This window comes from Phenylobacterium sp. LjRoot225, from assembly GCF_964252855.1.
In the GTDB taxonomy this organism is placed as follows: domain Bacteria; phylum Pseudomonadota; class Alphaproteobacteria; order Caulobacterales; family Caulobacteraceae; genus Phenylobacterium.
The window spans coordinates 321,237-346,849 of record NZ_CAXUPL020000001.1 but is presented as its reverse complement, the minus strand read 5'-3'; the positions used below and the strand labels follow the sequence as shown (position 1 = coordinate 346,849).

The 25,613-nt window shown below is 67.6% G+C and carries 23 protein-coding genes and 1 pseudogene; 10 read left to right on the top strand and 14 right to left on the bottom strand.

What is annotated here, in order from left to right; genetic code table 11:
• Window positions 1-35 precede the first annotated feature (35 nt).
• Window positions 36-1,979 (top strand): peptidase M61, encoded by a 1,944-nt coding sequence (locus ACSQ2B_RS01705; protein ID WP_436046787.1) that lies wholly within the window; start codon window positions 36-38, stop codon window positions 1,977-1,979.
• A gap of 19 nt (window positions 1,980-1,998) precedes the next feature.
• Here the strand turns inward: ACSQ2B_RS01705 and ACSQ2B_RS01700 are convergent, their stop codons facing one another.
• Window positions 1,999-2,244, bottom strand: a complete 246-nt coding sequence (locus ACSQ2B_RS01700) for a hypothetical protein (RefSeq protein ID WP_436046785.1) — start codon at window positions 2,242-2,244, stop codon at window positions 1,999-2,001.
• A gap of 183 nt (window positions 2,245-2,427) precedes the next feature.
• Here ACSQ2B_RS01700 and parE point away from each other — a divergent pair, with 183 nt between their 5' ends.
• Window positions 2,428-4,488: a DNA topoisomerase IV subunit B gene (gene parE, locus ACSQ2B_RS01695; RefSeq protein WP_436046783.1), complete on the top strand. Its 2,061-nt coding sequence runs from the start codon at window positions 2,428-2,430 to the stop codon at window positions 4,486-4,488.
• A 12-nt stretch (window positions 4,489-4,500) separates the two neighbouring features.
• On the opposite strand, the gene ACSQ2B_RS01690 is transcribed toward parE, so the two are convergent.
• On the bottom strand, window positions 4,501-6,099 hold the full coding sequence (locus ACSQ2B_RS01690; RefSeq protein WP_436046781.1) for a hypothetical protein: 1,599 nt from the start codon (window positions 6,097-6,099) through the stop codon (window positions 4,501-4,503).
• A gap of 368 nt (window positions 6,100-6,467) precedes the next feature.
• On the opposite strand from ACSQ2B_RS01690, the gene ACSQ2B_RS01685 reads away from it, so the two are divergent.
• Together ACSQ2B_RS01685 and ACSQ2B_RS01680 are read left to right on the top strand one after the other, a co-directional pair.
• Window positions 6,468-8,111, top strand: a complete 1,644-nt coding sequence (locus ACSQ2B_RS01685) for a DEAD/DEAH box helicase (RefSeq protein ID WP_436046779.1) — start codon at window positions 6,468-6,470, stop codon at window positions 8,109-8,111.
• A 100-nt stretch (window positions 8,112-8,211) separates the two neighbouring features.
• Window positions 8,212-9,264, top strand: a complete 1,053-nt coding sequence (locus tag ACSQ2B_RS01680) for a GGDEF domain-containing protein (protein ID WP_436046777.1) — start codon at window positions 8,212-8,214, stop codon at window positions 9,262-9,264.
• A gap of 31 nt (window positions 9,265-9,295) precedes the next feature.
• Here ACSQ2B_RS01680 and ACSQ2B_RS01675 read toward each other — a convergent pair whose 3' ends face one another.
• A complete protein-coding gene (locus tag ACSQ2B_RS01675) occupies window positions 9,296-10,009 on the bottom strand; it encodes a hypothetical protein (protein ID WP_436046776.1) in 714 nt (237 codons plus the stop codon).
• Window positions 10,010-10,275: 266 nt separating this feature from the next.
• On the opposite strand from ACSQ2B_RS01675, the gene ACSQ2B_RS01670 reads away from it, so the two are divergent.
• Window positions 10,276-10,788 carry an energy transducer TonB gene (locus ACSQ2B_RS01670; RefSeq protein ID WP_436046774.1) on the top strand — a complete coding sequence of 171 codons (513 nt, stop codon included), beginning with the start codon at window positions 10,276-10,278 and terminating at the stop codon, window positions 10,786-10,788.
• Between the two features lie 98 nt (window positions 10,789-10,886).
• Here ACSQ2B_RS01670 and ACSQ2B_RS01665 read toward each other — a convergent pair whose 3' ends face one another.
• Both ACSQ2B_RS01665 and ACSQ2B_RS01660 read right to left on the bottom strand, forming a co-directional pair.
• A complete protein-coding gene (locus ACSQ2B_RS01665; RefSeq protein WP_436046772.1) occupies window positions 10,887-11,237 on the bottom strand; it encodes a DUF2200 domain-containing protein in 351 nt (116 codons plus the stop codon).
• 275 nt (window positions 11,238-11,512) lie between these two features.
• Window positions 11,513-11,906 (bottom strand): annotated as a pseudogene (locus tag ACSQ2B_RS01660) (transposase); the annotation flags it as partial.
• Window positions 11,907-12,018: 112 nt separating this feature from the next.
• On the opposite strand from ACSQ2B_RS01660, the gene ACSQ2B_RS01655 reads away from it, so the two are divergent.
• The 3 genes from ACSQ2B_RS01655 (at window position 12,019) to ACSQ2B_RS01645 (ending at window position 15,327) form a co-directional block, all read left to right on the top strand.
• On the top strand, window positions 12,019-12,927 hold the full coding sequence (locus ACSQ2B_RS01655; protein ID WP_436046770.1) for a LysR family transcriptional regulator: 909 nt from the start codon (window positions 12,019-12,021) through the stop codon (window positions 12,925-12,927).
• A 105-nt stretch (window positions 12,928-13,032) separates the two neighbouring features.
• Window positions 13,033-14,217 carry an MFS transporter gene (locus tag ACSQ2B_RS01650; protein WP_436046768.1) on the top strand — a complete coding sequence of 395 codons (1,185 nt, stop codon included), beginning with the start codon at window positions 13,033-13,035 and terminating at the stop codon, window positions 14,215-14,217.
• 30 nt (window positions 14,218-14,247) lie between these two features.
• Entirely contained in the window at window positions 14,248-15,327 is a 1,080-nt protein-coding gene (locus ACSQ2B_RS01645; protein WP_436046766.1) for an alpha/beta hydrolase, read from the top strand.
• Between the two features lie 313 nt (window positions 15,328-15,640).
• On the opposite strand, the gene ACSQ2B_RS01640 is transcribed toward ACSQ2B_RS01645, so the two are convergent.
• Complete coding sequence (locus ACSQ2B_RS01640) at window positions 15,641-16,528, bottom strand: nucleoside hydrolase (RefSeq protein ID WP_436046764.1); 888 nt, start codon at window positions 16,526-16,528, stop codon at window positions 15,641-15,643.
• Window positions 16,529-17,118: 590 nt separating this feature from the next.
• Here ACSQ2B_RS01640 and ACSQ2B_RS01635 point away from each other — a divergent pair.
• Window positions 17,119-17,400 carry a DUF2277 domain-containing protein gene (locus tag ACSQ2B_RS01635; RefSeq protein WP_436046762.1) on the top strand — a complete coding sequence of 94 codons (282 nt, stop codon included), beginning with the start codon at window positions 17,119-17,121 and terminating at the stop codon, window positions 17,398-17,400.
• A 263-nt stretch (window positions 17,401-17,663) separates the two neighbouring features.
• On the opposite strand, the gene ACSQ2B_RS01630 is transcribed toward ACSQ2B_RS01635, so the two are convergent.
• Window positions 17,664-18,530, bottom strand: a complete 867-nt coding sequence (locus tag ACSQ2B_RS01630; RefSeq protein WP_436046761.1) for a helix-turn-helix domain-containing protein — start codon at window positions 18,528-18,530, stop codon at window positions 17,664-17,666.
• A gap of 239 nt (window positions 18,531-18,769) precedes the next feature.
• Between ACSQ2B_RS01630 and ACSQ2B_RS01625 the strand changes: the two genes are divergently transcribed.
• Entirely contained in the window at window positions 18,770-19,873 is a 1,104-nt protein-coding gene (locus ACSQ2B_RS01625; RefSeq protein ID WP_436046759.1) for an NAD(P)H-dependent amine dehydrogenase family protein, read from the top strand.
• Between the two features lie 140 nt (window positions 19,874-20,013).
• On the opposite strand, the gene ACSQ2B_RS01620 is transcribed toward ACSQ2B_RS01625, so the two are convergent.
• From ACSQ2B_RS01620 to sufB, 7 genes are read right to left on the bottom strand one after another with little or no spacing between them, the layout of a single operon-like run.
• Window positions 20,014-20,409: a HesB/IscA family protein gene (locus ACSQ2B_RS01620; protein WP_436046757.1), complete on the bottom strand. Its 396-nt coding sequence runs from the start codon at window positions 20,407-20,409 to the stop codon at window positions 20,014-20,016.
• A complete protein-coding gene (locus ACSQ2B_RS01615; protein ID WP_436046755.1) occupies window positions 20,409-20,765 on the bottom strand; it encodes an SUF system Fe-S cluster assembly protein in 357 nt (118 codons plus the stop codon). The genes ACSQ2B_RS01620 and ACSQ2B_RS01615 overlap by 1 nt, the downstream gene beginning before the upstream one ends.
• A 5-nt stretch (window positions 20,766-20,770) precedes the next feature.
• Entirely contained in the window at window positions 20,771-21,997 is a 1,227-nt protein-coding gene (locus ACSQ2B_RS01610; protein ID WP_436046753.1) for an aminotransferase class V-fold PLP-dependent enzyme, read from the bottom strand.
• A gap of 3 nt (window positions 21,998-22,000) precedes the next feature.
• Complete coding sequence (sufD, locus tag ACSQ2B_RS01605; RefSeq protein WP_436046751.1) at window positions 22,001-23,023, bottom strand: Fe-S cluster assembly protein SufD; 1,023 nt, start codon at window positions 23,021-23,023, stop codon at window positions 22,001-22,003.
• The gene (sufC, locus tag ACSQ2B_RS01600) at window positions 23,020-23,766 is read right to left on the bottom strand and encodes a Fe-S cluster assembly ATPase SufC (RefSeq protein ID WP_436046749.1); all 747 of its coding nucleotides are present in this window, start codon (window positions 23,764-23,766) and stop codon (window positions 23,020-23,022) included. The genes sufD and sufC overlap by 4 nt, the downstream gene beginning before the upstream one ends.
• A gap of 13 nt (window positions 23,767-23,779) precedes the next feature.
• Complete coding sequence (locus tag ACSQ2B_RS01595) at window positions 23,780-24,142, bottom strand: hypothetical protein (protein WP_436046747.1); 363 nt, start codon at window positions 24,140-24,142, stop codon at window positions 23,780-23,782.
• On the bottom strand, window positions 24,142-25,611 hold the full coding sequence (gene sufB / locus ACSQ2B_RS01590) for a Fe-S cluster assembly protein SufB (protein WP_436046745.1): 1,470 nt from the start codon (window positions 25,609-25,611) through the stop codon (window positions 24,142-24,144). Before sufB ends, ACSQ2B_RS01595 begins: the two co-directional genes overlap by 1 nt.
• Window positions 25,612-25,613: the final 2 nt, after the last annotated feature.

The window sequence follows — 25,613 nt, the reverse complement described above, 5'->3', positions numbered from 1 at the left end:
CGGTTACACTCTCCCTATCCGCGAGATTCGCCCCCTTGCAACGCGCCCTCCTCGTCCTCGCCTCGAGCCTGATCCTCGCCGGCGCCGCCCTGGCTCAGCCCTCTTCCGGCCCCCAGCCCCTCGCCCCGCAACCGCCGACCCCGGCGGCCCAGGATGTGGCCTATCCAGGCGTGATCCGGCTCACGGTCGATGCGACCGACCTCGACCGGCGGATCTTCCGGGTGCGGGAAACGATCCCGCTCGCCCCCAATGCACGAGGCGAGGCCGGGCCGGTCACCCTGCGCTATCCGAAGTGGCTTCCGGGCAACCACGCGCCGAACGGGCCGCTCAACGACTTCGCGGGCCTGGTCATCCGGGCGAACGGACAGCTCGTTCCCTGGCGGCGCGATCCCGTGGACGTCTTCGCCTTCCATCTCGACCCGCCGGCCGGGGCGACCAGCCTGGAGATCGAGTTCCAGTTCGTCTCGCCCACGGCGCGCGACCAGGGGCGGATCGTCGTCACGCCCGAGATGCTGAACCTGCAGTGGAACCAGGTGGTGCTCTATCCCGCCGGCTACTTCACCCGCCGCATCACGGTGGAGCCCGGCGTGCGCCTGCCCGCCGGCTGGAAGTTCGCCACGGCGCTGGACGGCCCGAGCCGCTCCGGCGACGAGGTGAGGTTCAAGCCGACCGACCTCGAGACCCTGGTGGACTCGCCGATGTTCGCCGGCCGCCACTTCAAGCAGATCGACCTCGACGCCGGCGCCCGCGCGCCGGTGCGGCTGAACGTCGTGGCCGACAGCCCCGACCTGCTCGACGCCCGGCCCGACCAGATCGCCCTGCACAAGGCCATGGTGGTCCAGGCCGACAGGCTGTTCGGCGCGCGCCACTTCGACCACTACGACTTCCTGTTGGCCCTCACCGACCGGATGGGCGGCATCGGCCTGGAGCACCATCGCTCCAGCGAGAACGGGACCACGCCGCGCTATTTCACCGACTGGAGCAAGAGCGCGCCTGGCCGGGACCTGCTGCCGCACGAGTTCGTCCACTCCTGGAACGGCAAGTTCCGCCGGCCCGCAGACCTCTGGACCCCCGACTACGCCACGCCGATGCGCGACAGCCTGCTCTGGGTCTACGAGGGCCAGACCCAGTACTGGGGCCAGGTGCTGGCGGCGCGCTCGGGCCTGTGGTCGCGCCAGGAGGCGCTGGACGCCTTGGCCATGACGGCGGCCCTCTACGGCCAGCGGCCCGGCCGGTCCTGGCGCTCGGTCGAGGACACCACCAACGATCCGATCATCAACGCGCGCCGGCCGGTCCCGTGGCTCAGCTGGCAGCGGTCTGAGGACTATTATTCGGAGGGCCAGCTGGTCTGGCTGGACGCCGACACCCTGATCCGCGAGCGCTCTGGCGGAAAGCGCTCGCTCGACGATTTCGCCCGCGCCTTCTTCGGCGTGAACGACGGCAGCTGGACGCCGGTCACCTATCGGTTCGACGACGTGGTGGCGGCGCTGAACACGGTGGAGCCCTACGACTGGGCGGCCTTCCTGCGGGCCCGCCTGATCGACGTCGCCCCCCAGCCGCCGCTCGACGGCCTGGCCCGCGGCGGCTGGCGGCTGACCTTCAGCGACAAGCCCAGCGAGTTCTGGAAGGACAACGAGGCGCGCCGGCGCAACGCCGATTTCAGCTATTCGCTTGGCCTGTCGATCGGCCGCGACGGCATGATCGACGGGGTTCTCTGGGACGGCCCGGCGTTCAAGGCCGGGCTGACGACGGGGGGCAAGCTGCTGGCGGTGAACGGCGTGGCCTACGAGGCCGACGACCTGAAACAGGCGATCCGAGACGCCAAGACCGGGACCGAGCCGATCCAGCTGCTGGTGCAGACCGGCGACCGCTTTAGGACGATCCCGATCGATCACCACGGCGGACTGCGCTACCCGCGGCTGGAGCGCATCGAAGGGACGCCCGACCGCCTCTCGGCGATCCTGGCGCCGCGCAAATAGGACCGAAGGACCGCCCGGCTCAGAGCCGCTGGTCGATCCACCAGTAGACGGCGAAGGCCACGGCGGCCGGCGCGCCGTAGGCTGCGGCGAAGAGCCAGGGCGAAACCGACTCCGGCAGGGCGGCGGAAATGCCGGCCCCGGCCGCCACCACGGCCAACAGGGCGCCGCAGGTTCCCAGGATATTCGCCAGCTCGGCCGGAATGGCGCGGCGGCGCCCCGCCCTGCTTGCCGCAGCGTCGCGCGGAACGGCAGATAGGGTCCGCATGTCGTCTCTCTCCCATCGCGCACTCGCCTGATCTTCGTCGGCGAGCATCGTTCTATGGCGAAGCTCGCGCTAATTTCAGGCCATGGCAAGCGACCCGCTGTGGGGGGCCGCCTGCGCCGCATTGCCTTAAGCGCGCCAGGAACCCATACGAGGCTCCAGAATCGCCCCATTTTCCCAAGAGCCATGCCCAGCAAAGCCACCGCCCAAGCTTCGCTCTTTGACGACGCGCTGAACCCCGCGCCGGCCTCACCCCTGGCCGAAACGCACGAACCGCGTCCAGATCCCGCCGTCCTAGGCCTGAAACCTGCCGTTTCGGGCTATTCCGCCGCCGACATCGAGGTGCTCGAAGGCCTCGAGCCCGTGCGCAAGCGCCCCGGCATGTACATCGGCGGCACCGACGAGCGGGCGATGCATCACCTGTTCGCCGAAGTGCTCGACAATTCGATGGACGAGGCCGTCGCCGGTCACGCCAAGGTGATCGAGGTGACGCTCGACGCCGACGGCCTGCTGACGGTCCGCGACGACGGCCGCGGCATTCCGGTCGATCCGCACCCGAAGCATCCGGGCAAGTCGGCGCTGGAGGTCATCATGACCGTCCTGCACTCCGGCGGGAAATTCTCCGGCAAGGCCTACGAGACCTCCGGCGGCCTGCACGGAGTCGGCGTCTCGGTGGTCAATGCGCTGTCCGAACACGTCGAGGTCAACGTCTGGAAGGACGGCTTCGAGTGGCGCCAGACCTTCAGCCGCGGCAAGCCTCTGGGCGCCATCGAGAAGATCGCGCCCACCAAGAAGAAGGGCACGGCGATCAGCTTCCGGCCGGACCCGGTGATCTTCGGCGACGCCTGCAACTTCAAGCCCGCCCGCCTCTACCGGATGGCCCGCTCCAAGGCCTACCTGTTCGGCGGCGTCGAGATCCGCTGGAAGTGCGACCCCTCGCGGATCCATGACCAGACCCCGCCCGAGGCGGTGTTCCGCTTCCCCAACGGCCTGGCCGACTTCCTGGCCGAGCGGGTCAAGGACATCGAGACCGTCACTCCCGAGCCCTTCGCCGGCCGCTACGCGCGTCCCGGCGAGGCCGGCAAGGTCGAGTGGGCCATCACCTGGACCCCCGCCGGCTTCGGCGAGGCCGACGGCTTCATGCAGTCCTACTGCAACACCGTACCCACCCCGGAGGGCGGCACCCACGAGGCCGGCCTGCGCGCCGCCCTGACCCGCGGCCTTAAGGCCTACGCCGAGCTCTCCGGCGAGAAGCGCGGCGCGCTGATCACCGCCGAGGACGTGATCGCCCAGGCCGGCGCCCTGATCAGCGTCTTCATCGCCAATCCGGAATTCCAGGGCCAGACCAAGGAGAAGCTCTCCACCGCCGACGCCGGCCGCCTGGTCGAGAAGGCGCTGGCCGACCCGTTTGACCACTGGCTGACCGCCCAGCCCAAGGCCGCCACCGCCCTGCTGCAGTTCGTCATCGAACGCGCCGAGGAGCGTCTGAAGCGCCGCAAGGACAAGGAGGTCGCCCGCGCCAGCGCCACCCGCAAGCTGCGGCTTCCCGGCAAGCTGGCCGACTGTTCGGGCAACGCCATCGACGGGGCCGAGATCTTCCTCGTCGAAGGGGATTCGGCCGGGGGTTCGGCGAAACAGGCGCGCAACCGCAAGACCCAGGCGATCCTGCCGCTGCGCGGCAAGATCCTCAACGTCGCCTCGGCCTCGCTCGACAAGACCGGCGGCAACAAGGAGCTGGCCGACCTGATGCTGGCGCTGGGCGTCCAGGGCGGGTCGAAGTTCAAGGAAGAAGAGCTGCGCTACGAGCGCGTGATCATCATGACGGACGCCGACGTCGACGGCGCCCACATCGCCAGCCTGTTGATCACCTTCTTCTACCGTACCATGCCCGACATGATCCGCTCGGGACGGCTCTACCTGGCGCTGCCGCCGCTCTATCGCCTCAGCCATGGCGGCAAAGCTGTCTATGCGAGGGATGACGCCCACCGCGACGAGCTCTTGAACACCACCTTCAAGAACAAGAAGCCGGAGATGAGCCGGTTCAAGGGCCTGGGCGAGATGATGCCGGCGCAGCTGAAGGAGACCACCATGGATCCTTCCAGCCGCACCCTGGCCCGCGTCACCCTCCCCCGCGCGGAAGAGGCGGTGCAGGACCTGGTCGAGGCGCTGATGGGCCGCAAGCCCGAGTTGCGCTTCCGCTTCATCCAGGAAAACGCCGAGTTCGCCCTGGCCGACCTGGACGTCTAGCCGGAGCGACTCCTACCGCCTGTTCTGCGCCGGAGCGCCCTCGGCGGTCCGGCGTTCGAACACATAGGCGGTCGGCACGAGCCTCGCCGCGCCCAGGACGCCGATCTCGTAACGCGGGAAGGTTCGCACCGAGATCTCGCCGGGGGGCGTCCCTGCGATCACGGAGATGTCATTCGCCAGGCTGGCGGCCGAGATTCCATCCCAGTTCGAGACGTGGACCGCCCAGGCCAGTACGGGGCAACCGGTCCCGACGCCGCGCGCCGCCCACAGCGCGGCCAGGTCCGGCGGGGCGCGCTCCGGCGAAAGATCGCCGAGCGTGAACGGGACCAGCCGGTCCGGCCGGGCGTCGTAGAATCCGTAGAAATTCACCTTCGCCAGCGACCGGTAGAAGGGCGTCGGCGGACCGAAGGTCGGCGGCAGGACCACCGGGATCAGAGCGCTCTCGCATGAGGGCTCCGCGCGCACATAGGCGGCTGATCCGCGCCAGTCCTCCTGCCGGGGCAGCTGTCGGTAGCGCAGCACCAGCAGGTTGGATGCGGTAAGCATCACCACGACGCCGAGCAGGACGCGCGCCGCGACAGGCCGTCGCCGGGACGACATCGCCACGTCGAAGAAGCAGCCCGCCAAGACCCAGAGGAAGGGGGCCAGCACGATCAGGTTGCGCTTGCCGAACGAGGGCGCGACGACGAACGACACGATCAGCGCAGCCAGCAGAGTGACGGCTATGACCATAACGCAAAGGCGGGCCAAGGGAAGCCGATCGACCTCCCGGTTGCGCGGCGCCGCGACCGCGACAAGCGCCAGCAAGGCGACGGCCAGGCTTGCCCCCCAGCTCCAGGATTGCAGCACCCCCGCCACCGCCTGCCGAAGAAGCTCGGACGGGCTGTTCGAAAACCAGGTGTCGGTCCGCGACGCTTCGCCAGACGACATCATAGCCAGGACATAGATCGCCACCGCCGCGGCGATGACGGCGCCCGACGCGAGAAGCAGGACGCGATCCCGAACCGTCCGCGCGCCGGCCAGCAGAACCAGGTGCGTCGCGCCCACGACAAGGAAGAGGTAGAAGTGGGTGAAACTCGCAAGCAGCGAAACCAGGCCGAAGGCCAGCCAGGTCCAGGTCCTGAATTCCCGCGCGGCGGCCTGACGCCGCAGCATCAAGGCGAGCGACAGCAGGACGGTCGCGAGAAGGACGACCAGCCCATACGATCGCAAATTCTGACTTTGCTCGAAGTAGACCCGCGAGCCGCCCGCGAGCGCGACGACAAAGGCGCGCGCCGTCGGCGTCAGCTCTCCGCGAAGGCCGAAAAACAGAATGGGAAGGCTCGCCGCCAGCAGTCCGGCGCTCAGCGCGCGCGCGCTGGCCTCGCCAGCCCCGACCAGTCCCGTCCAGATATGCGCCAGGAAATAATAGCCCGGCGGATGGTTGTCCGTCAGCGCGCGGCGAAGAACCTCCGACCATCCGACTGTGGGGTCGACCACGTAAAGGGTGAAGAGCTCATCGATCCAGTAGCTGGAATCGCCGAGACCAACAAAACCTCCGACGAGGAACAATGTCGCAAGGACAATGAATCCTGCAAAAGCAACCACATCGTAGATGTTTCTGCTGGTCATGATTTTTGTTTTTTCTGTAGATCATACGCAGACGCATCGTCCCTAATCGATGCGGTGGCGGCCGCCACGCCGGCAACATACGCCACACTTTCAATTGGCCAAGCTGCAGACTGGTGACGGTCCGCGCGACTCTTCGGGGCGGCGCCCATAATCATCGACGGCGGCGAGCGACTTCACCCGTCGTCGGCGGTGAGCTTCGATCCCGCCGTTCGTCCGCGACCGGCTGAACGGCGCCCGAGCGCGGGAAACGTTGACTTGCTGGCGGCTGGCCCTATCTTCCGCGCGCGCAGCGATCTCCGTCCGCGCCGCCGCAGGAACGCCAGCCCTCCTCTTTTAGGATGCGGCAGGCCCCGCTTCAATCGTAGTTCATGACCGAATTTTCCGAACTAGGCCTTTCGCCCGCGACCCTCCAGGCCGTCGCGGACACCGGCTACACGACCGCCACGCCGATCCAGGCCGAGGCCATTCCACACGCCCTCGCGGGCCGCGACGTGCTGGGCATCGCCCAGACCGGCACCGGCAAGACCGCCGCCTTCACCCTGCCGATGATCGACCGGCTGAAGGCCGGCCGCGCCAAGGCCCGCATGCCGCGGGCGCTGGTGATCGCGCCGACGCGCGAACTGGCCGACCAGGTGGCCTCCTCCTTCGAGAAGTACGCCAAGGGCCAGAAGCTCTCGTGGGCGCTGCTCATCGGCGGCGTCTCCTTCAGCGACCAGGAGCAGAAGCTCGACCGCGGCGTCGACGTCCTGATCGCCACGCCCGGCCGCCTGCTCGACCATTTCGAGCGCGGCAAGCTGCTGATGACCGGCGTGCAGATCATGGTGGTCGACGAGGCCGACCGCATGCTCGACATGGGCTTCATCCCGGACATCGAGCGGATCTTCAAGCTCACCCCGCCGAAGCGCCAGACGCTGTTCTTCTCTGCGACCATGCCGCCGGAGATCACCCGGCTCACCAAACAGTTCCTCAACGACCCGGTGCGGATCGAGGCGTCGCGGCCCGCGACCACCGCCGAGACCATCCACCAGTTCGTGGCGCGCATCCCGAGCTCCGATCCGAAGGCCAAGCGCACCGCGCTGCGGGCCCTGATCGAGCGGAGCGACGTGAACAACGGCATCGTCTTCTGCAACCGCAAGTCGGAAGTCGACATCGTCGCCAAGTCGCTGCAGAAGCACGGGCTGGACGCCGCCGCCATCCACGGCGACCTCGACCAGCAGACGCGCATGCGCACCCTGGAGAGCTTCCGCAAGGGAACGCTGAAGCTGCTGGTGGCCTCCGACGTCGCCGCCCGCGGCCTCGACGTCCCGGCGGTCAGCCACGTCTTCAACTATGACGTGCCGCACCACGCCGACGACTATGTGCACCGCATCGGCCGGACCGGCCGCGCCGGGCGCAGCGGCCAGACCTTCATGATCGTCACGCCGGACGACAGCCGCAACCTCGACAAGGTGCTCAAGCTGATCGGCAAGACGCCGGACGAGTGCGTGCTCGACATCGACTGGTCGACCATCCAGTCGGAGCCGCGCCAGGGTCGTTCCGATCGCTCGGGCCGCGGCCGTGAGCGCGGCGATCGCGACCGCAGCCCGCGCGGACGCGGCCGTCACGTCGAAGCCACCGGCGCCGGTGAAGCCTCGACCACGCCGATCGCCCAGCCGGTCCAGCCGACCGCGCCCCAGCCTCAGCCCAGGACCGAGGAGGACGTTCGCCCCCCGCGGCGCGCCCGTCCCCCGCGCGAGGTCGTCCTGCCCGCGGGGCCCGAAGCGGCGGCCCCGGCCCCGCGCCCGTCTCGCGACCGTTCGCCCCGTCCCGAGCGGCAGCACGAGCCGGCGGCGCGCGCCGAGCGGTCGGAACGTCCCGTGCGGCACGAGCGGAGCGAACGCGTCGAGCGGTCGGAACGGCCCGAACGGGATCGTCGCGATCGCGAGCATGACGGGGACCGGGTGGTCGGCTTCGGCGCCGATACGCCGGCCTTCCTGATGCGCGCCGTGGCGCCGCGTCCTGCGGACGATTAACACTCCCGCTTAACTCGGCGTTTGCCGCCGGCAGTTAGCTTGCTTCACGAGAGACGGACGTCGGCCACGAGCCGGTCGGCGCCGCTTCAAGGAAGAAGAGATGGCGGCCGACATCGAAGTCCTGCTACGCGGTCCCAAGGCCTACGGCCTGGCACGTCGGGCGATGGAGGCGATGGAGGCGCACAATGTGTGGCCGACGCCGCTCAACTTCGAGCTCTGGCTGCACTATGTGGCCGACGCGGACACGCCGCTCGGCAAGGCGATCGCCGGGACGGTCGACAAGGGCGAGGCCTTCACCGACGGCTTGGGCGAAGCCCTCGCCGCCCAACACCTGCCCAGCGCCAAGCTGAACGGCGAACTGCTCACCGCCGGCGACGCCCTGTCGAAGGAATTGGACACGGTCTCGCGGGCCATCGAGTCGGCGCGTGAGAGCAGCGAGGCCTATGGCGAACAGCTGGCCACCGCCAGCCAGTCGCTCGGCTCTTCGACGCCGCCGGCGGTCAAGGCCATGGTCGACAGCCTGACCAGCGCCACCCAGCGCGTGCAACGCGAGAACCAGGCGCTGGAAGACCGGCTCGCCGACACCACCGCCGAGGTGACCCGCCTGCGCAAACACCTCGAGGCGGTGCGCCGCGAGGCGATGACCGACGGGTTGACCAATCTCGCCAACCGCAAGGCCTTCGACGAAGCCCTGGACCGCGCCCTGCAGGCCGCCGACGTCAGCGGCGAACCGCTGACCCTGGCGGTTCTCGACATCGACCACTTCAAGGTCTTCAACGACACCTGGGGCCACCAGACCGGCGACCAGGTGATCCGCTATGTCGCCGGCGTCATCGCCCGTTCCGGCGCCGAGCCGCGCACCGCGGCGCGCTACGGCGGCGAGGAGTTCGCCCTGATCCTACCGGGCGAGGACGTCAGCGCCGCGCTCGCCATCCTCGAGAGCGTCCGCGAGGAAGTGGGCTCGCGCATGTTGAAGCGCCGCTCGACCAACCAGGACCTGGGCATGGTGACGGTCTCGGTGGGCCTGGCCGAACGCCTGCCGGGCGAGCCCCAGGGAAGCCTGATCGAGCGCGCCGACGCCGCCCTCTACGCCTCCAAGCGCAGCGGCCGCAACCGCACCACCCGCGCCGAGATGATTTCCGCGGCGGCTTGAACGCGAGGCTGGAGACTGCGGCGACAGCGGATCAGGGCCCCGGGCCGGTCCGCCCAATTTCCCCGCCGCCACCGCAACGGGCGGGATCGGCGGGGGCGGCCGTGGGCGCAAACTCCGGCGGGTCGAGCCATCGCAAGGCGGTGATCGGAGGCTCCGCGGCCGCGCCGGCCGCGCCGGCCCCAATCTCGCCCTGCGCCCACGCCTCCTGCGCCCATCGGCTCCAGTCCGGCGCCAGGCCCAGGTCCTGGCACACCAGGGCGATGATCTCGCGGACGGGTCTGGCCAGGAGGTCGCCGTAGATGTCGTCGTGGTCGAGCCGCTCCCAGGCCTCCTCGGCCAGCCGGTCGGCCTCGGCGCCGTCGCCCGCCTCGGTCCGGATCAGCCGCTCGACGATACGCTCCACCTGCTCCTTGCGCGCGGACTGAAGGATCCTGCGTTCCCGGCCGGCGTCGGCCTGTTGGCCGGCCGCCCTGCGGGCCGCGGTCGCGTCCAGGTCCTGGAGATCCTTCACCAGCTGCGACTGCAGGGCGATGGTCAGCCGCACCGCCCGAGACACCCGCCCGTAGGCCAGGGCGAGGGCCTGCATCCGCTGAACCGCCTCGCCCGAACCTGCTTCAGGCGAGCCCGCTTCGGGCGAGGCCTGCTCGACCGCCATCACCTGCCGTTCGACGGCGAGCGCGATGTTAAGCCCCGCCTCGGCCAACCGGCCCAGCACCTCCAGCTGGCGCCCGATCAGGACTCGCACCGCCTCCGCGTCCCCGGCGGTCGCCGGGCGCTCGCCGGGGTCTGGAAGAGCTGAGACTGGGGCGGCGTCGAGCATGTTGGAACAAAAAGTGAACAACAAACGCCGATTTGTCAAGGCGCCACGCGCCCTGAACCCCCTTGGGTCTGATGGGCGCCATCACCGGACCTTCGAGTGAGTCCGGACTCCGGACGTTCGGGGCAATCGACGATTCTCTTAGGAGCGGGGGGTTTCAGAGGGTCAACTTCACGTGGTGATGGGAGGGCGCCATGCTCAAGTCGATGATCGGCGCCGCGGATGCCGTCGTTTCAACGCCTCTACGCCGCCAGGGGATCTCCATGAAGCTGCGCTTCAGGCGCTCGACGCTTGTCACAGTGGCGAGTGTGCTCCTGCCTGCTTTACCGGCCTCCGCGGCGGATCAGCTGACGAGCCGTGACGTGGTAGTCAGAGAGCGCGGAACTCTCGGCGGCCGCAATTACCCGGAGGTCGCACAGAAAGCGGGCGTCGAAGGGTCCGCGGAGGTCATCTGCCAGATCTCCGCCAAGCACACCCTGGAGGCCTGCCGCGTCATCTCCGAAACGCCACTAGACTGCCGCTTCGGAGACGCCATCGTAAGGTTCGCCAGCGACCTTGAACTAAGCCCCCGCAAACGGTCCGGCCAAACAATCGTGGGGCGAGAGTTCAGGTTTAAGATGCGTTTTCAGCTACCGGGGGAAGTGCCCGTCGGCGAAGGAAAAACCTGCGCCGAAGTGGCGGCCGAGCTCGCGGCAAAAACGCAGTAGAGGCTTTCGCGGATTGGCCGAGCTGCGCCATTTCCGGACCTTGGCGCACCGCCAGATTCCAGACGTTCCCTGCCGAGCCCGTCAATTTCTGGATGCCCCTATCCGCGTAGGATTTTCTCCATTGGCTTTCCCTTGGCGAGTTCGTCGATGAGCTTGTCCAAGTAGCGAATCTCTCGCATCAGCGGCTCGGCGACGTCTTCGACGCGAACGCCGCAAACGACGCCCTTAATTTCAGCCCGGGCCGGGTTGGGTCCGGGCGCCTGAGCGAAGAAGGTCTCGAAGTCCGATTTCTTGGCAAGATGGGCGTCAAGCTCCTGCTGGCTAAAGCCGGTCAGCCAGAGGATGATCTCGTCGACCTCGGCCTTGGTGCGCCCCTTCTTCTCCGCCTTGGCCACGTAGTGTGGATAGACGCTCGCGAAGCTGGTTGTGTAGATTCGGTGCTTGGTCACGATGGTCTGATCCGCGTCGGTTCGGGCTCGCTTTAGCCGACTATTCAACGGGCGATTGGCCAATCCCATCGCGAATTCAGCTTCGCGCCGATTTCGTTGAAAAAGGCCGAGGTTGGTTCGGCGGCTGAGGAGCCGTGACGCGCCGACGCCGCGCCGCCTCAGGCGATCGTAGGCGTCGCCGGCGGGATGAGCTTGGAGAGTTTGCGTAGGTTCTGGGCTGTGGCGGCGAGGTGGAACTCATCTCGGGCGCCGCAGGGACCGCGAAGGCGTACGTGCTGCTCGCGCATGCGCTCGATCATGGTCCGCGCCGCGGTGACTTCCGCCGTGCGCACGGCCGTCGACGGCTCGACGTCGACGATCACCGCGTGGTCGAGGTCGATCAGGTAGTTGGTGGCGTAGGCGAAGAAGGCGAGCCCCTTGTTGGCGCCGGTCCAGCGCGAGGCCGGATCGGCCGGCGAGATAAACTTCGGCGTGACCGGCGTCGCCGCGCCGAAGGCGGCGTCATCCAGCACCGCCAGGTACTCGTCGATGGCCCGGCTGGCGGCCTCGGGCGGGCGGCCCTGGTCGCCGGGCACGCTCGCAGAGCCGCCGCTCGGAGCGGATGCCAAAACAGTAGCCCACCAGCAGCATGCGGATCAGCAGCTCGGGATCGATCGAGGGCCGGCCGATCGAGGGTATCCTCAGGGCCCTTGTCGCGCCGTGCACGGGCGGACCGATTGTTGAGTCCGGTTCACGGGCCCAGAATGGCGGTCTGCGCGCCGCGCCGTTGTGAGGACCAGACATGCAGTTTCGGCGCTCCGATTTCGCGGACCTCTCCTACTTCCTGGAGATCGCCAAGCACCGGAACTTTCGGCGCGCGGGTCTCGAGTTGGGTCTGAGCGCGTCGGCGCTGAGCCATGCCTTGCGCGGCCTCGAAGAGCGGTTAGGTGTCCGGCTGTTCAATCGCACCAGCCGCAGCGTGACGCTCACCGCGGCCGGCGAGGCGCTGCAGTCGGCGATCCAGGAACCGTTCAGCGAGATAGGCCGGGCGCTGGACGTCGTGAACCGCTTCCGCGACGCGCCGATGGGCCGCGTCCGGCTCAGCGTCCCCAACGACGCCGCTGACCATCTGGTGGCCCCTGTCCTGCCGACGTTCGTCGAGCGCTACCCCGACGTCGAGCTGGAGGTTTCGGTCAGCAACCGCATGATCGACGTGATCGAAGCCGGCTACGATGCCGGCATCCGCTATGGCGGCGCCGTCCCCGAGGACATGATCGCGCAGCGGCTCTCGGCGGACATCCGCTGGATCGTCGTCGCCGCGCCGTCTTATCTGGAGCGCTTCGGCAGCCCGAAGCATCCGAACGACCTGCTGTCGCATCGCTGCATTCGCATCCGGATTGGCGACGACAGCATCTACCGCTGGGAGTTCGAGCAGGGCGAGGAGCACCTCGCCGTCGCTGCGCCCGGCAGCCTGATCGTCGACGATGGCCGTCTCGGCGTCGCCGCCGCGCTGCAGGGCGCCGGGCTCATGTACGTCGCCGACACCATGGTCCGGGACGAACTTGCGGGCGGACAGCTCCGCACCGTCCTCGACGCTTGGGCCCCGGTGGGGGGCGGCTACCACATCTACTACTCCAGTCGCCGCCAGCTGCCCGCCGCCCTGCGGCTGTTCATCGACCTGGTGCGGGAACTTCGGCCCCTCGGTCTCTGATCGTTGAGTTCTGCGCAACGGTTCATCGCATGATCTCCGGCTTATGGAGCGGCCCCCCGATGGCTATCTCACCGCCTCGCAAGAAGCCCGCCGCCGTGAGAGTCCATGTCCGTCCAAGCCGCATCCGCGACTGAGGTCCCAAGGCCCCGCCAGGGGTGGGGCGCCGTCTACGCCCTGACGCTCTGCGTCTCGGCCCTGATCGCGTCCGAATTCCTCCCCGTCAGCCTCCTGACCCCGATCGCCGCCGATCTCCATGTGACCGAAGGCCAAGCCGGCCAGGCCATCGCCATCTCCGGCGCCTTCGCCGTGATAACCAGTCTTCTGATCGCCAGGGTCACCCGTGGCGTCGACCGCCGGCGTGTGCTGCTGGTTCTGACCAGCCTCATGATCCTGTCCGGCCTGATGGTCGCCTTTGCGCCCAACGCCCGCGTCTTCATGGCCGGCCGCGCGCTGATCGGCGTGGTCGTCGGCGGCTTCTGGTCGATGTCCGCCGCCACCGTGATGCGGCTGGTCCCGGAGGACGAGGCGCCGCGCGCCCTTAACCTCCTCAACGGTGGCAACGCCCTGGCGACCACCATCGCTGCGCCGCTGGGCGCCTTCCTCAGCCAGTACATCGGCTGGCGGGGCGCGTTCTTTCTGGTGGCGCCGCTCGGCGCGGTGACGCTCGCTTGGCAATATCTCACTCTGCCCGCCCTGCCGCAGACCTCGAGGCCACGCGCGAGCGGCGTGTTCAGCGTGCTGCGCTACCCCCGGGTGGCGATCGGCATGGTCGCCGTCGCGGCGCTGTTCGCCGGGCGGTTCGCGCTCTTCACCTATTTGCGGCCGTTCCTTGAGACCGTGACGCAGGTCGGCCCTGAGATGCTCTCGCTGTTCCTGCTCCTGATCGGCGGCGCGGGCCTGGTCGGGTCGATCCTGATCGGCCCGTTGCTGAGGACGCGCCTGCAGATCACCCTGGTCGGGCCGCCGCTGGCCATGGCGGCGCTGGCGCTAGGCCTAATCCTGCTGGGCGCGTCGCCCGTGGTCACCGCGGCCCTGCTCGTCCTCTGGGGCCTTATCAGCACGCCCTCGTCCGCCGCATGGTGGACGTGGCTCAGCAGGACCCTGCCGGAGGACGCGGAGGCCGGCGGCGGACTCATGGTCGCCGTGATCCAGCTGGCGATCACCCTGGGCGCGGCGCTCGGCGGCGGGCTGGTGGACGCCAGCGGCTACGCCGCCGCCTTCGCGGCCGGAGCCGTCATTCTGCTCGCCTCAGCCGCGCTCACGGCCGCCGCCGCCCGGACGAAGACCTAAGCCATGCCCGCCATCCCAGGAGCCCCCGACATGCCGAACCCTACCGTCTCCGCGGCGGCGTCCGGCCGCCGCGACGTCCTCAAGCTCGCCGCCGGCCTCGGGGCCATCGGCCTGGCCTCACTCCTCAACCCGATCACAGCAAAGGCGCAAACCATGTCAAAGGAATGGGACAAGACCTTCCCCAAGAGCGACAAGGTCGACCACCGGAAGGTGACCTTCAAGAACCGCTACGGCGTGACCCTGGCCGGCGACCTCTACATGCCCACGGCGCGCGGCTCCCAGCGGCTGCCGGCGCTGGCCGTCAGCGGACCCTTCGGCGCGGTCAAGGAGCAGTCCTCCGGCCTCTACGCTCAGATCATGGCGGAGCGCGGCTACGTCTCCCTGGCCTTCGATCCGTCCTACACGGGCGAAAGCGGCGGCGAGCCGCGCAACGTGGCCTCGCCCGATATCAACACCGAGGATGTCAGCGCCGCGGTGGACTTCCTTGGGCTCCAGCCCTCTGTCGATCGCGATCGCATCGGCGCCATCGGCATCTGTGGCTGGGCCGGCATGACCCTGAACGCCGCAGCCGTGGACAAGCGCATCAAGGCGGTCGCCACCACCAGCATGTATGACATGTCCCGGGTCATGGCCCGGGGCTATTACGACAAGCTCACGAGCGACGACCGCACCAAGATGCTGGAACAGATGAACCAGCAACGCTGGGCCGACGCCGAGCGGGGTTCGCCGGCCCCAGGGCCTCGCATCCTGCCAGAGACCCTGGACGGCGTCACCGACCCCGTGGCGCGCATGTACTTCGACTATTACCGCACGCCACGCGGCTTCCACCCGCGCTCGCCGAACTCGAACGGCGCATGGACGAGCACCAACGCGCTGTCATTCATGAACATGCCGCTCCTCACCTACATCAGGGAGATCGCCCCGCGTCCGATCCTGCTGATCGCCGGCGACAGCGCGCATTCGCGGTACTTCAGCGAGGACGCGTACGCGGCGGCTGCGGAGCCCAAGGAACTCCTGATCGTGAAGGATGCGATCCACGTCGACCTCTACGACCGCGCAGACAAGATCCCGTTCGACACCATCGCCAGCTTCTTCGGCCGCAACCTCTAGCGGAGGGCCTATGCGCGCTGCTCTGGCCTTCGTCCTACTCCAGACCTCCGCGGGTGGGCCTGCTCGCCGATGCAAAGAATATGGCGACACAATACATAATGCTGTCATTCAGAGACGCGACGAAAAGAGAATATGTATCGTGTCGCCGCATTAGCCCTCGGTGGCCCGGTGACCTGGACGGTCGAGGCCATCCCGTTGACCGCCCAGATGCGGACGTTCGGAACGGGCGCGAAGGGTGGTTCGCGGCCATCAGCACGGTGCCGGAAACGCGACGTTCAGGCCGTCCCCGCGAAGGGCGATAACCGCCAATAGGTCAGGGCGTGAAGTTCACCTGCAGTTTGGCGAAGAAGTCGCTGAACATCATGCGGGTGTCGACGCTGCGATAGACCCGGATCATCCGTCCGCCGGGCTGCGGGGCGGAGGTCCCGTCGGCGTTGAGATGCGGGGCCGGAACCGTCTCATAGGCGCTCGACCCGGTGCGCTCGTATTTGAACGGCCGCGGAGAGACGGCGCTCGGGCTCCAGTCGGTGAGCGCGGTGAGGACCACCAGCGGACTGTCGCCGAGCGACCAGGTCTCGCCCATGTTCAGCGCCTTCATGTACTTCAGCGGATAGTCGACGACCTTCTGGTAGAGCCAGGCGCCGATGGCGCCGTGCGGGGCGACGTAGGCCTGGATCTCGGTGTCGGACACCAGACAGGTCGCATAGACGCTGCGCGGGATCTGCCAGATGCGCACCGGGCTGTCGTTGAAGACGAACTGCGCGGCGAGGGGGTCGATGTTGAAGTTGGTCTCGCCGGTCCCGCCCGCGGGATAGGCGTCGCCGCCGATCCACACCAGGGTGAAACGGTCGGCGATCCGCGGTTCCAACATAAGGGCGCTGGCGACCTCCGTCAGCCCGCCGCCGACCGCTACGAATAGCGGCACGGTCGTGTCGGTGCGCATGGCCTCGTCGATGATCGCCTGGACGCCCGGCGAGCGCGCCGGGGCTCCGGCCGCCTTGAGCTTGCCGGGGGCGCCGGGATAGACCTTCACCCGTCCGGTCATACCCATCAGTTCGAGCATCTCACGCGCCAGGGCGGCCGAGGCTTCGGCCGTCTCGCCGCCGCGGCCGGTCCCGGTTCCGACGATGGCGCGCACCTCAGTCGACGTTGAAAGGATCTGGTGAACGCAGGCGAACAGGCCGTCGATGTCGCCGCTCAAGTCGTTGACAAAGATCGTCCGCGACCGTGGACCGGCTAGGGGGGCATACGGCTTGGCTGACGTTTGGCGACTCGCCGCGTCGGCGCGACGTGCCGCGAACACACCGCAAAGCGCGACGCCAGCCGCACTTAGGAGCAACCCTCGTCGGCTTGCTCCGATCGTCGCTGGACCTGAAACTGCCATATACCATCTACCTAGTTCGAATTTCGAACGAGCTGCGTAGCGTGTGGCCGCATCCAGCACAATGCCGCATCCCTCCAATTACGATTTCGCTGAGCCTTCTGAGGGCGCCCATCTTGCAAATCCGCGCTTTCCGAAAACCGACCTTCCGAAGGTCGGTGATGGGTCGCGAACCGCCCTCGGCGTCCGTCCAGGAAGCTGACATTCGCGACGGCCCTTCAGAGTTGTTGGCCGGCGTAGAGTTCGATCAACTGAACGGCGGGATGTAGCGACCTTCGGAGGCAGTCCAACTCCTCGACCCTGAGTTGGAGCTCCCGGATTTCGGATTTGAGGCGGCAATCTGACGGCGAAGGTCGCGCGCGCCCTCTGGACGCCTATCTAAGGGATCGAGGACAAGGAGACGCACGCCCATGTGCCGCAATATCAAGACACTGTTCAACTTCGACCCGCCGGCCACGGATGAGGAGATCCGCGACGCTGCGCTCCAGTTCGTCCGCAAGCTGTCCGGCTTCACCGCCCCTTCGAAGGCTAACCGCGAAGCCTTCGACACTGCCGTCGACGAGGTCGCCGCCGTCGCCCACCGCCTGTTCGAGAGCCTCGAAACTACCGCCGAACCCAAGGACCGCGAGGAAGAGGCCGCCAAGGCCAGGGCGCGCTCGGCCGAGCGCTTCGGCACGAAGCAACCTGCGTAACTATGGGAGTACGGGACACCTAACCTAGATTGAGGCGCCAGGAGGAGACCTTGGGATCGCTCTCGTCTCCGGACCTTCGCGCGGCGCGGAATGCCCCCTTCGGACAGGTTCCGCAATCTCACAGCCCATTCTCGCCGAGCCAGGATGCGGGCGGATCGCAGATGAGGTTCGACCCCTCGCCACAATCCCTCTTGGCGCGACGCTGACGGCGCCACGACAACGTTAGAGAGAAGCTTGACTTTAAGCCGACCTGCGACTTCGCCTCAATGACGCAGGAGGGAATTGCGGTATTGCGTCGGCGTCAGTCCAGTCGCTCGGCGGAAGGCGACGCTGAAGTTGGAGGATGAGGAGAACCCGAGACTGCCGGCGATCAGAGCGACACTCTGGCCTGCCGCCAGCAACCGCTTGGCGTGCTGCGTCTGGTTGTTGGCGACGTAGGCGCCTATCGCGCATCCTCGGCTCGCTCGAAAGCCGCGCGACAGCTGACGAATGGAAATGTGACAAAGCTCCGACAGTTCGGAGAGCGTCGGCGCCTCGCTCATTTCCTTCAATCGCTCGTCGATCAATCGCAACTGCCACGACGCAAGCCCGCCACGAAGCTCGCAATCGTCGATCGTCTTGCCATAGCGGACGAGTTCGATAGCCGTGTGCCTGGCGAGCAACTCCAGCAGCATCGCGCTGGCGAAGCCGGGCTCCCTGACTTCCTCGGCCACCCGAACCAGCAAGCATCGAGCCTTGGGATTCTGGATGTCGAGCGCTGCCGCCAGATAGGCGTCCGCGACAGCTGGAGGCTCGTCGATCAGGCCGTAAAAGTATTCGGATTGAATCTCGACGACGATGGATCGCAGTGAAGCCTCTTCGTCACTGCGGACGAGGAGGTCCAGACCCGGCGGAACCAGGAAGAGATCGCCCACTCGCTCGAAGCGATCGCTCCAAAAGTCCCGGAAACAGGCTCGCGAGCTTCGATGACGCGAGGTCAGGCAGAGTTCCACCCGAAAGCGGTCTTCCAGTCGGAGCAGGCTGTCCGGCGGGCACGCGAAATGGAACTGCGCCAGTTGCGCCGTCACGCCAGCGATTCCGCATTCGGCCTCCACCTCGATGGATCCGCGCGGGGAGCGCTGAACCGTCATGGGCCGATCCTGTGGGACAACAGTCTGCATGCTTCTGCTCCGCAAGCTTCCTAGCCGGCCTCGGTTCGACTGACGGCGCGCGTCAACGCGCTCTCCCCGAGTAGATCATAGAGACGCTCGCGGCGCATGCTGGTCATTTTGCGTCATCAATTCAGCCTCTTGGCCGGAGCGCAATCTTGCTTGTCCCTCGCTGCTGGTGGCCAGTGGGCGCCAACACAAGTGGAGGAGGTTTGGCGCCCATGAGTTCGAAGCAACATCGGGTCATCGTGTGGGCCACGGGCGACGTCGGCAAGCGTGCGATCCGTGAAACGATCCGCCATCCCAGGCTCGAGTTGGTCGGAGTGCTGACCTACAGCCCCGAAAAGGTCGGCAGAGACGCCGGCGAGTTCTGCGGCGAGGCCCCGGTCGGCGTCAAGATCACCATGAGCAAAGAGGAGATCTTCGCGCTCAAAGCGGACTGCGCCATCTATGCGGCGCGCGCCGCGGGTCCGGCTGGCCACCGCATGGGGTCGGGCATCGAGACGGTTGTCGACGATGTCGTCGGCCTGCTCGAAGCCGGCACGAACATCACGACGACGGTCACCGACTTCCATGCGTTCGGCCATCCGCGCCTCGGGGCGGGATTGGATCGCATCCGCATGGCCTGTGAGAGGAGCGGCGCCTCGCTCTACGCTGCGGGAACCGACCCAGGTTACGTCCTGGAGCAGATCGCCTACGCCTTCCTCGCCTCGCAGCGGAAGGTCGAGAGCGTGGAGATCATCGAGTTCGGCGATCTCTCGCGCCGGCCGTCACCGAACATGATCTTCGACCAGATGGGATTCGGTAAGCCCATGTCGGAGTTCTCGTCCGAGGGATGGTGCGCGCACCTGATCGAAGAATATGCGGGCCCGCTCAAGCAGCTTGCCGAGGCTGCCGGCTTCAAGATCGACGGGACGAAGGTGCGCGGCGAAGTCGCGGCGGCCAAGGAGGATACGCCGATCGTCGCGGGCCTGGTGAAGAAGGGGACGGTCGCCGGTCAGCGCTTCATCATGTCGGTGCTGTCCCAAGGCAAGGAGGTCGTCTGGCTCGATCAATACGCCTATGTGACCTTGAACGTGGATGCGCCGACCTGGGACATGCGCAAGGTCGGCTGGCGCGTGAAGGTCAACGGCGACGCCCCGTTCGACGCCGATCTGACCTTCCCGATCCCGTCCGACCGGATCGGCGAGTTCGTCCCGGCCTACAACGCCAACCTGCCGGTGAACGCGATCCCCTACGTCATCAAGGCGAAGCCCGGAATCGTGACGACCGAGCAACTGCCTCCGATCCTGCCGGCAGGTCCGATCGAAGATCGCGTCAGCTGAACCTGGCGCGTCCCTCGGGTGCTGGGTGAATTTCCGCGGCGGCTTGGGGCCGTACTGAGCAAGATCAAAGGCTCGGCCGACCCGCTCATCCCTGCGAATGCGGGGATGAGCGGTGGATGGAGACTCTGGCGGCCGAAACCTCAGTCCCGCTCCGCCGGCTGGATCGTCACGCTCTCGCCGCAGCCGCAGGCGTCGGTCTCGTTGGGGTTCTTGAAGACGAACTTGGCCGAGAGCTTGGAGACCTCGTAGTCGATCACGGTGCCGACCAGGAACAGCACCGCCTTGGGCTCGATCAGGATGGTGACGCCCTTGTCCTCGACGACCTCGTCCAGGGGCGCGGCGGCCTCGGCGTATTCCAGGACATATTCCTGGCCCGCGCAGCCGCCGTTCTTCACGCCCACGCGCAGGCCGGCGTAGGGCTTCTCGGCCTTGGCCATGATCTCGCGCACGCGCTCGGCGGCCCCCTCGGTGAGGGAGACGACCTTGGGCCGGGGCCGGCGGGCGCGAGGCGTCGGCGTGATCGAGAGTTCGGTCATCAGAACATGTTCAGTTGCAGCTTGGCCTCGTCGGACATCCGCGAGGGATCCCATGGCGGATCGAACACCAGCTCGACCGTCACCTTGCCGATGTCCGGAATCTGCTTGATCGCGTCGGCGACCCAGCCCGGCATCTCGCCGGCCACCGGGCAGCCGGGCGCGGTCAGGGTCATCTCGACCAGGACGTCGCGGTTGTCGGACACATCGACCTTGTAGACGAGGCCGAGCTCGTAGATGTCGACCGGGATTTCCGGGTCGTAGACCGACTTCAGCTTCTCGACGAGCTGGTCCGTCAGCTGATCGAGCTCCGCCTGCGGCAGGGGCGTCGTCTGGTCGATGGAGGCGGCGTCATCCATGGGCATTACGCGAAAAAAGCCTGTGTCTTGGTCAAGGCGTCGACGAAGGCGTCGGCCTCGGCCTCGGTGTTATATAGGGCGAAGGAGGCCCGAGCGCTCGACGTGACGCCAAAACGCCTCATCAAGGGTTCGGCGCAGTGCGTGCCGGCGCGAACCGCCACGCCGTAGCGATCCAGGATCTGGGCCACGTCGTGGGCGTGGGCCCCGTCCACGGTGAAGGAGAAGATCGCACCCTTGTCCGGCGCCTCGCCCAGCACCCGCAGCCAGTTGGCGCCGGCGAGGCCCTCGCGCACCCGGGCGTAGAGCGCCGCCTCGTGGCGGGCGATGGCGAGGCGGTCGAGGCCCGAGAGCCAGTCGATCGCAGCCCCCAGGCCGATCGCCTCGAGGATCGCCGGGGTGCCGGCCTCGAAGCGGTGCGGCGGGTCGGCGTAACTGATCGATTCCAGAGTCACGGCGCCGATCATCTCGCCCCCGCCCTGGTAGGGCGGCAGCGCCGCCAGCCGCTCGGCCTTGCCGTAGAGCACGCCGATGCCGGTCGGGCCGTAGAGCTTGTGGCTGGAGAAGACGTAGAAGTCCGCGTCGATGGCCTTCACGTCCACCGGCATGTGCACCACGCCCTGGCAGCCGTCGATCAGCACAAGGGCGCCGACCTCGTGGGCCATGCGGGTGATCTCGGTCACCGGGTTGATGGTGCCGGTCACATTGGACATGTGGCCGACGGCGACCATGCGGGTCTTCGGCCCCAGCAGGCGCTGGAAGGCCTCCAGGTCGAGCACGCCCTCGTCGGTGATGGGGACGAACTTCAGCACCACGCCCTTGCGCTCGCGCAGGAAGTGCCAGGGCACGATGTTGGCGTGGTGCTCCATCTCGGTGAGCACGATCTCGTCGCCCTCGCCCAGGGAGGCGCCGAACGACGACGCCACCAGGTTGATCGCCTCGGTCGCGCCCTTGGTGAAGACGATCTCGTTTTCGCCGGCGCCGATGAAGCCCGCGACCTTGCGCCGGGCCGCCTCGTAGGCGTCGGTGGTCTCGTTCGCCAGGGTGTGCAGGCCGCGGTGCACGTTGGCGTAGGAATACTCCATGGCGTGGCTCATCGCCTCGATCACCGCCCGCGGCTTCTGGGCCGAGGCGGCGCTGTCGAGATAGACCAGCGGCTTGCCGTGGACCTCACGCTGCAGGATCGGGAAATCGGCGCGGATGGCTTCGAGGTCGAGGAAGGCGGGCAGGCTCATGACTCAGCCCTTCAACCGGTCGGCCGCCCAGGCGCGGGCGACTTCGCGCGCGGCCTCGTGGTCGATGCGTTCGATGACCTCGCCGACGAAGGCGGTGGTCAGCAGGGCGCGGGCTTCCAACTCGGGGACGCCGCGTTGGCGAATGTAGAACAGCGCCTCGTCATCCAGCGCGCCGACGGTGTTGCCGTGGGCGCAGCTGACGTCGTCGGCGTAGATTTCCAGCTCCGGCTTGGCGTCCACCTCGGCATGATCGGAGAGGATCAGGGCGTGGTGGCCCATCTTCGCCTCGGTCCGGTCGGCGCCCTCGGCGACGATGATCTTGCCCTGGAAGACGCCGCGCGACTGGTCGCGCACCACGCCCTTGGTCAGCTGGTCGGTCAGGCCGTCGAGCCCCTGGTGGATCACCGCCGTGGTCAGGTCCGCATGCCGCTTGCCGGCCAGCAGATAGACTCCGTCGAGGCGCAGCTTCGCCTGGCCGCCGGGATGGACCACCCGGGTCTCCAGCCGCTGGCGGCGCGCGCCGCTGGTCAGGGTGGTCTGGACGAGCTCGGCCCGGGGCGCGAGCTCGACCTGCGCCTGGCTGACCGCCACGCTCTCGGCGTCCTCGCCGGCCAGCACGATGCGCTCCAGCCGGGCGCCCTCGCCCAGGGTGATCGACAGCACGGTGTGGGCGAGATAGCCGCCCTCGCCGCGATAGCTTTCCAGCAGGGTGGCCGAGACGCCGGCGGGGACCTCGATGCGCACGGCGGCGGCATGCGACCCGTCGCCCTGGGAGACCAGGTCCAGCGCCGCGACCTCGCCGGCGGCGAGCGTGATCTGAGCGTCGCCCAGGCCGTTGGCGATCGTCACCGTGCGTCCGGCCAGGCCCGCGAAGGGCCCGGCGCCCACGGTCTCGAGCGCGAGCGGCGCGGAGGCCTCCGGCACCGTGCGGATCAGGCCGCGGATGTCCGTCCAGCGCCAGTCCTCGTCACGGCGCCCCGGAAGGGCGTCGGCGTCGCGCGAGGTGATCGCCGCGGTCAGGTTCATGCCGCCCTCGCGTAGCGGTCGTAACCTTCGCGTTCGAGCTCGAGCGCCAGTTCCGGCCCGCCGGAGGCGACGATGCGGCCGGCGCTCAGCACGTGCACCCGGTCGGGTTTGATGTAGTCGAGCAGCCGCTGGTAGTGGGTGATCACCAGCATCGAGCGTTCGGGGCTGCGCATGGCGTTGACGCCTTCGGAGACGATCCGCAGGGCGTCGATGTCGAGGCCGGAGTCGGTCTCGTCGAGGATCAGCAGGCGGGGCTCCAGCATGGCCATCTGCAGGATCTCCATCCGCTTCTTCTCGCCGCCGGAGAAGCCGACGTTGAGACCGCGCTTCAGCATCTCGAAATCGATCTTCAGCGAGGCCGACTTCTCGCGGACCAGCTTCAGGAACTGCGGCGCCGTGACTTCCGGCTCGCCGCGCGCCTTGCGCTGGGCGTTGAGCGCGGTGCGGATGAAGGTGAGCGCCGGGACGCCGGGGATCTCCAGCGGGTACTGGAACGACAGGAAGACGCCGCGGGCGCCGCGCTCGTTGGCCTGCAGGGCCAGCAGGTCCTCGCCGTCGAGGGTCGCCGAGCCTTGCGTGACCTCATAGCCGTCGCGGCCGGTCAGCACGTAGGACAGCGTCGACTTGCCGGCGCCGTTCGGGCCCATGATGGCGTGCACCTCGCCGGCCGGGACCTCCAGGGTCAGGCCTTTGAGGATTTCCTTGTCGCCGACGGTGGCGTGGAGGTCTTGGATCTTCAGCATGGTCTTTTGAGGTTCAATCCCGCTCGCGCGCGTATTGGATGAGGAGGTCGGCGACCGCCTCCTCGATGTCGGGGATGGACTTCACCGGAACGTCGATGACGTCCGGGTCGTCGTGCGACTTGATCTCGTAGGTCATGTGGTAGTCGCCGGCCTGGTCCACCGCGACGCGGATGAAGATCGGGCCGGGGTCGATTTGCAGCTCGTCGCCGTTCAGCTCGACCTCGGCGAGGATGTGATCCAGCAGCTGGCGGTCGGCCATGATCTCGTGGAACAGCGTCTTCAGCCGCGCATGGGCCTCCTGGTAGGGCCGTTCGGCGGCCTCCTCGGCCTGCTTCTTGCGTTCCAGCTTCGAAAAATAGGCGTCCTTCAGACCCATCAGCCCACGCTCCCCTCGAGTGAAATCGCCACCAGCTTCTGGGCCTCCACCGCGAACTCCATCGGCAGCTCCTGCAGCACGTCCTTGACGAAGCCGTTCACCAGGAGCTGGACGGCCTCTTCCTGCGAGAGCCCGCGCTGCATCACATAGAACAGCTGGTCGTCGGATAGGCGGGTGGTGGTGGCCTCGTGCTCGAACACCGCCTGGCTGTTGCGCGCCTCGACATAGGGCACGGTGTGAGCGGCGCAGTGCTTGCCGATGAGCAAGGAGTCGCACTGGGTGAAGTTGCGCGCGCCCTTGGCCTTCGGGTGGGCCGAGACCAGGCCGCGGTAGGTGTTGGACGAGCGGCCGGCGCTGATCCCCTTGGAGATGATCCGCGAGCGGGTGTTGCGCCCAAGGTGGATCATCTTGGTGCCGGTGTCGGCCTGCTGGCGGCCGTTGGTGATGGCGATCGAATAGAACTCGCCCGAGCTGCCCTCGCCGCGCAGCACGCAGGACGGATATTTCCAGGTGATGGCCGAGCCGGTCTCGACCTGGGTCCAGGAGACCTTCGAACGGTCGCCGCGGCAGTCGGCGCGCTTGGTGACGAAGTTGTAGATGCCGCCCTTGCCGGTCTCCGGATCGCCCGGATACCAGTTCTGCACGGTGGAGTATTTGATCTCCGCGTCGTCCAGCACCACCAGCTCGACCACGGCGGCGTGCAGCTGGTTCTCGTCCCGCATGGGAGCCGTGCACCCCTCGAGATAAGAAACGTAGGCGCCCTTGTCGGCGATGATCAGGGTGCGCTCGAACTGGCCGGAATTCTCCGCATTGATGCGGAAATAGGTCGACAGCTCCATCGGGCAGCGCACGCCCGGCGGCACATAGACGAAGCTGCCGTCGGAGAAGACCGCCGCGTTCAGGCAGGCGTAATAATTGTCGCTGACCGGGACCACCGAGCCCAGGTACTGTTTCACCAGCTCCGGGTGCTCGCGGATCGCCTCGCTCATCGAGCAGAAGATGACCCCGGCCTCGGACAGCTCCTTCTTGAAGGTGGTGACCACCGAGACGCTGTCGAACACCGCGTCGACCGCATAGCGCGGCGCGCCTTCGACACCCGCCAGCACCTCCTGCTCGCGCAGCGGGATGCCCAGCTTCTTGTAGGTCTCCAGCAGCTGCGGATCGACCTCGTCGAGGCTCTGCGGCCCCGCCTTCTGCTTGTGGGCGGCGTAGTAGTAGCTGTCCTGGTAGTCGATCCGCGGGAAGTGGACCTTGGCCCACTCGGGCTCCTCCATCGCCAGCCAGCGGCGGTAGGCGTCGAGCCGCCACTGCAGCATCCACTCGGGCTCGTCCTTCTTGGCCGAGATGAAGCGGACGATGTCCTCGTTCAGCCCCTTGGGCGCGAACTCCTGGTCGATCTCGGTGACGAAGCCATGCTTGTACTTCTCGAGGGTCTCGACGTGTTCGACGGTCTGCTGGACAGCTGCCATCT